This is a genomic window from Companilactobacillus furfuricola, from assembly GCF_003946325.1.
Classification (GTDB): Bacteria; Bacillota; Bacilli; order Lactobacillales; family Lactobacillaceae; genus Companilactobacillus; species Companilactobacillus furfuricola.
Genome location: NZ_RHNT01000080.1, coordinates 1 through 5,976, shown reverse-complemented (window position 1 = coordinate 5,976; position 5,976 = coordinate 1). Strand labels below are relative to the sequence as shown.

Sequence of the window (5,976 nt, the reverse complement as noted above, 5' to 3'; positions counted from 1 at the left end):
TATCCACGACCTTTCAAGGAACATCCTAAGTCGTAATGAATAAAGAAGAGGCTTATATGCTCATGAAAATTGGCATTGAGTATATAAGCCTCTTCTTAAATAAATGCATCAAAATAACCAAACCACGACGAGAACCGATTTATCGCTTAGAATAAGACTCGTATTTGAGATCGTCGAAGTGGTTTTCTTCGAGGAGCTCAAATCGAGTCGGCAGCGTTCCAGTGGCTGTATCCCCGGGCCCCGGAGTCGGCATTGAACGTAGCAACCAAAATACTACCACCACACCCCAACAACCAAACAAACTAACAGAACTCCAACAAAGTAAAACGCTTCTGTCTGCCATAGCTCTCTTACATCTTTGCAAAAAAAGCCCCAGCCAAAAAGGCTGAAACCATCAAACAGACAAATCATTACGCCTCTGCATCCGAGCAATAAGCGGCAAAATAACACCAATAGCAATCATAATAAGTGGCTCAATAATATTAAGAGCTAAAACATGATACCAAGTACCAGTACCATAAACCTCATCCACCGGCAAAATACCCATAGTAGCAGCAACAAAAGTAACTAAAAAGCACCAAGCCCCCACCATAACAGCCAACTTCTGATTTTTAATATAAGTAAAATCACTCTTAAACTTATCAGGATGCAACCGAACCAAAATAAACGAACTAAACACAAAACAAGTAACGTAAGGTGACACGATCCCGTTCAGATTCAGCAACTGATTAAAAATAGAATTCATATTTGGCAAAGTGGCACTTAAAACCATAATAACCGTACAAATACCAGTCGTAAGCCAATAACCATTGATCGGTAGGCCTCGACTATCAAGCTTCGTCAAACGTTTAGGCAAGTATGCCTTAGCAGTATCAGACAAGAACATCCTAGTACTTGCATCGATCAAGACAGCCAGTTGAGCCATCATATAAATCGCTTGCGTAATAGCGAATAAGTATAGGAAGAAACGCCCCATACCAAAATCATTACCCATAGCTTGGAAAGCATAGTAAGAACCGTTCATCTTCAGATCATGCGGCAAGTTGTGAGCATTGAAAAATACTCCTAGTGAGAATGAACCAAAGACAGTTAAGAATCCAGTCATAATAGCTAACATCCACATAGCTTTCGGAAAGTCACGCTTACCATTTTTCATCTCAGTAACGTAAGGCGAAGCAAGTTCAGCCCCGTTCATAGCAAAAATTACTAAACCAAAAGTAGATAAGTAGTGCAGATCAAATTTAGGTATGAATGATTTGATCGTGAATGGTTCAGTATGTGGTGCATTTCCTTGTGTCAAATAGACAACCGTCATGATCGCATACAAAATCGTGACAACGAACATGGCTCCACCACCAATGATCGATAACCATTGAAGTGAATTTTTTAAATGATGTTGAATAAAAATAAATAGCGTAAAAATTACGGCAGTCAGTAAAGCAAACATACTGTTTGTCATCGTATCTGACATCTTGTTGTTACCATTGATCAGCCAACCGAATGAAATCAGCATCGAATTGGCAACGTCAACGATGTAAGGCAGTCCTGCGACCCAATAAGTCCAGGCACAAATATATCCCCAGACGTTACCACCGGTACCACGGACCCAAGAAGTCATACCTCCACCTTCGTGACTAAAAGTTGATCCTAGATGACCAACCATCATTTCATAAGGTACAACGAATAAGAAAAGCATGAGGATCCAAGTGAAGACGATCCCGAGACCTTGGTTTTGGAAGTTATAAATAATGTCGTCAAAACCAATAACGGTCACAAAGTCCATCAATGCAACGACAGGCCAGCTAATGTACGACTTTTTAGAGTCGAGTTCTGGCAGTTTTTCCCCCACGGTAAACACCCCTATTTTTCAAAAATTTTGTAACTTTAGTATTATAGCGCAAATTGTAAAACGATAAATGGGATAAATCAAATTAAGCTTTGGATTTTTGGGAGGGAGGTTCATTGCCGGTCCTGTGGGGGTTCCAGGAATTGCGCCGTGGCATCCTTAGTTGTTCGGTGGCGCAGCCACCACCAAAACGGTAGCGCAAGTGCGTTAGCACTTACGTTCCATTATTTCGCGGCTGAAGGCGAATTCCTTCCACCCCCACAGGACCTAAGGTAGTGGAAAACTTGATTTGGGGTGGTTGTTGTGGGGCTTATTTTTTTGTTGTGGTAATTTTTTTTGATTGGCAAAAGTGAGGTACCTCATATATTAATGGATATTTTATATTTTTTTGGATTCTTGTTCTATCTATACAATAAAAGTGAGCTCTCTGTATGTCCTCTTGTAAGTGTCAGTGGGCACTACTTTTGAGATATTAAATAGTGCTACCCATTTTTTTGCTAAACTTGCTGCAAATTGGATAGTGTTTTTTGTTTTTATCCTCAAGGATGTTGAAACGAGCTCCGGGAGATAGCGGCCTCCGGTTTAGAAACTGTCGGCAGGCGCGGCTTTGCCGCACCTTGGGTGCCGACAGTCCCTAAATCCTCAGCAGCTGATCATCTCCCTCCGCTCTCTGCTTTTCTTACAAAACTGTAAGCCGTTGTAATGTGAATCGAACGACTATTTGTTGCTTTCCCCCTAAGATAGATATATCAGATGGAGGTTAAATACATGCAAAATATTGTTGATGTTAAGAATATTGAAAAGATTTATGGGAAGGCTAATGAGAAGCAATTTAAGGCTTTGTCGGATGTTAACTTTGAAGTTCAACCTGGTGAATTTGTTGGTATTATGGGAGCTTCTGGTTCTGGGAAGACTACTTTGTTAAATATTCTCTCTACCTTGGATACTCCTACTAGTGGCCAAGTTCAGATTGCCGGCGAAGATATTACTAAATTGAAAAATAATGAAATGGCTGATTTTCGGGCCAATCAGATCGGTTTTATTTTCCAAGATTTCAATTTGTTGGAAAATTTGACGGCTTATGAAAATATTGCTCTGCCACTTGCACTACAAAATCGTAGTAATAATGAGATCAAGCCTGCTGTAGCTAAAATTTCTGAAAAATTAGGTTTGACGGATATTTTGAATCACTACCCAACCGAACTTTCTGGTGGTCAAAAACAACGTGTTGCGGCTGCCCGTGCTTTGGTACATCAACCAAAAATTATTTTTGGAGATGAACCAACTGGTGCTTTGGATTCAAAGAGTGCTCGTGCTTTGATGGATACGATGACGAAGATCAATCAAGAAGATAATGTTTCGATCTTATTAGTAACTCACGATCCATTTTCAGCTAGTTTCTGTGACCGGATCTTATTTATTAAAGACGGTGAAATCGGTCAAGAACTTAAAAATGAAAATCGTTCACGTGGCGAATTTTATCAAGAAATTTTAGATTCATTAGGAACATTTGCGGAATAGGAGGGGACTACTTTGTTAAACAAACTTGCCATTGGTGGCATTAAACATCGAATTCGCGATTACAGTGTATTATTTTCAGGTTTGATGATCGCAGCCGCCATTTTTTACATGTTCATGTCTTTAGCTATGAACAAAGACTTTTTAAGCTCAAATTCACCAGCCGCTGCGACGGTATTTATTTTCGGATTCGGCGCAATTTTGCTAGCTATAATTACTATCGTATATATCAATTACGCCAATAAATTTCTTTTGAGTATGCGTCAAAAAGAGTATGGGATGTTCATGATGCTCGGTGCCAAAAGTAGTAAAATTTCCAAAATGATATTTGTGGAAACATTTATCATCGGTGCTATTGCTTCAATTATCGGAGTTCTTTTAGGAATTTTTGCGACAGGTTTTGTCGGTCAATTATTAATGAAAAATTTGGATATGCCGGTCAAACATTTCAGTAGTTTTTACATCCCAGCATTGATCGCTACATTGATATTTTTCGTCGTGATTTTTATTTTTTCAGCTTTAAGAAATTCAATTTCTTTACGAATGACTAAAGTGTTGACCTTGTTAAATAAAGACAGTCAACCAACTCGTGTGAAAAGAAATACTGTTTGGACAATTTTTCAAGCAATTATCGGATTGATCTTTATCGCCATCGGATACGCTGCTATGATCTACATGGGTAAAAATGCGATGTTCATTTATTTAGGCGTGCCCATCGCTTTAGTAACGATCGTTCTTGGAACGTACTTTGTCATGAATTCTCTAACGACAACTATCATTAGTGCTCTCAAAAAGAATGGGAGATTTGCTCAAAAAGGCTTAAACAATTTCACCTTGTCACAATTGAATTTCCGGGTCAAAGATTACACCAAGATTTTATCGATGGTCTCGATCATGTTCTCACTCGCACTCGGGGCAATTACCGTTGGACTAGGCTTTTACCAACAGATCGATACAGTAGTTAATGGTCAAAAATATTACGATTCACAAATTATCAATATCAATAGTAAGGAAAAAGCTTTAGTCGATAAAATGTCGAATGCTTCCACTATCAGATACGATTACAAGATCACTGATAAAACGGCTTATTACCGTCAGAGCGATATCAAGTCCCAACCATACACATATAACCATTTCGACATGGACACTATGTTCTCAACGGAAAAGAAGAGTTCTGACCCCAACAATAAAGAGGTCAAATACGATATTCAAAGCGCCATGCTACCAAAAAATCAAGTTAAGCAGATGAAAGTAGTAAGCGACCAAGAATATAACCAGATCAAAGGTCAACAAAATTCGATCACGTATGTAAAAACTGACTCTTTCAGAAAAAATCTTACACCGATCAAACAAGTTTCTGAAGAGCAACAACGACGTTTCCCAATCTTGAAACAAGCATTAGTAGATAAATACGTAGTCTACAAAAATATCAACGGCTTCTTCTCCGGTTTGGAATTCATGGGCTTCTTCCTAGGGGTTGCCTTCTTAGCAATGCTAGCAAGTTGTCTAATGTTCAAGATCCTATCTGGAGCAGCCGGTGACGTTAAGAGATACAACATGCTACACAAAATCGGTGCCAGACAAAAAGCTCTGAAATCATCGATCAATAAAGAAATCGCCGTCCTCTTCGCAGTTCCAGCTACATTAGGAATTGTCCACGTATTAGTAGGATTACAAATGTTTAAGGCGTTATTGCTGAAACCATATGGAAATTTGGCACTACCATTTATAATTTTCTTTGTTCTATATGGTGGCTATTATTTCTTAACGCGGCATTTGTATAAAAAAATCGTATTGAAATAAGATATTAGTCTTCAGACTTTTAATAGTTTGAAGACTTTTTTTGTTGGAGGTTCATTGCCGGTTCTGCGGGAGGGTTCCGGGAATTGCGACCGTGGCTTCCTTAGTTGTTCGGTGGCATCGCCACCACCAAGAACCAGTTGCGCAAGTGCGTATGCACTTACGTTCCTTCATTTCGCGGCTGACGGCGAATTCCCTCCACCCTCCCGCAGAACCTGAGGTAGTTAAAAAATAATTTTGGGGTGGGGGGTACGGTACTTAGTTTTATCTCTCAAAATTGTTTTAGGTAGGTTGGTTTAACCATCTATACTTGATTCCTGGGACTTTGTTGACGATTTCTATCTTGTAAATTTTGGAAGAGTAAAAATTCATTAGAAACGGAATCAATTGGAGGAGAAATGGCGACCAGCGAAGCGAAGTCGCGAGGAATAGAAAATCAAACTGAAACGGAGATTGAGAAAGTTAAATACCAACCGATGATTTTTCCGAAAAAGGTGGACCAGATAGGGGGTGAAGTCAGGATTGATAGCAAGTAATAGCGAGGGAATTGGAATTCCCTAAAGAAAATTTGCAGAAAAAAGATAAGTACCGTCCTCACCCACAAAGAGAAAAATTTAGCACCACCTTAGTTTCTGGGAGGGTGGAGGGAATTCGACCGTCAGCCATGAAATTTCACTTAGCGGTTTACCGGTTCTTGTTGTACTTTGGTTAGCCATCAAGAAATTCATCAAGATTTAGGTTGCCTGTTGATTCCAAAAAGACTAGTCTACACTTTTTAAAAAAGTTGATAAAATTAGTCCTTCCGTATACAA

5 protein-coding genes are annotated in these 5,976 nt (G+C 39.2%); 3 read left to right on the top strand and 2 right to left on the bottom strand.

The genetic code is table 11. The annotated features are described in order from the left end of the window. Positions 1-139 precede the first annotated feature (139 nt). Both EKM78_RS12905 and EKM78_RS12155 read right to left on the bottom strand, forming a co-directional pair. Positions 140-301 carry a hypothetical protein gene (locus EKM78_RS12905; protein ID WP_164507353.1) on the bottom strand — a complete coding sequence of 54 codons (162 nt, stop codon included), beginning with the start codon at positions 299-301 and terminating at the stop codon, positions 140-142. A 93-nt stretch (positions 302-394) separates the two neighbouring features. Then, complete coding sequence (locus EKM78_RS12155) at positions 395-1,783, bottom strand: amino acid permease (RefSeq protein WP_125772585.1); 1,389 nt, start codon at positions 1,781-1,783, stop codon at positions 395-397. Between the two features lie 831 nt (positions 1,784-2,614). Here EKM78_RS12155 and EKM78_RS12150 point away from each other — a divergent pair. The 3 genes from EKM78_RS12150 to EKM78_RS12900 all read left to right on the top strand — a co-directional run bounded on the left by EKM78_RS12150 (position 2,615) and on the right by EKM78_RS12900 (position 5,700). Then, positions 2,615-3,367, top strand: coding sequence for an ABC transporter ATP-binding protein (locus EKM78_RS12150; RefSeq protein WP_125772583.1), 753 nt, complete (start codon positions 2,615-2,617; stop codon positions 3,365-3,367). Positions 3,368-3,379: 12 nt separating this feature from the next. After that, complete coding sequence (locus EKM78_RS12145) at positions 3,380-5,167, top strand: FtsX-like permease family protein (protein ID WP_125772581.1); 1,788 nt, start codon at positions 3,380-3,382, stop codon at positions 5,165-5,167. 395 nt (positions 5,168-5,562) lie between these two features. Beyond that, the gene (locus EKM78_RS12900; protein ID WP_164507352.1) at positions 5,563-5,700 is read left to right on the top strand and encodes a hypothetical protein; all 138 of its coding nucleotides are present in this window, start codon (positions 5,563-5,565) and stop codon (positions 5,698-5,700) included. The last annotated feature ends 276 nt before the right edge of the window (positions 5,701-5,976 follow it).

Bases quoted from the DNA above. Each gene is read 5' to 3' on its own strand.
- EKM78_RS12155 (WP_125772585.1), bottom strand. From the start codon at position 1,783: ATGGACTTTGTGACCGTTATTGGTTTTGACGACATTATTTATAACTTC.
- EKM78_RS12150 (WP_125772583.1), top strand. From the start codon at position 2,615: ATGCAAAATATTGTTGATGTTAAGAATATTGAAAAGATTTATGGGAAG.
- EKM78_RS12900 (WP_164507352.1), top strand. From the start codon at position 5,563: ATGGCGACCAGCGAAGCGAAGTCGCGAGGAATAGAAAATCAAACTGAA.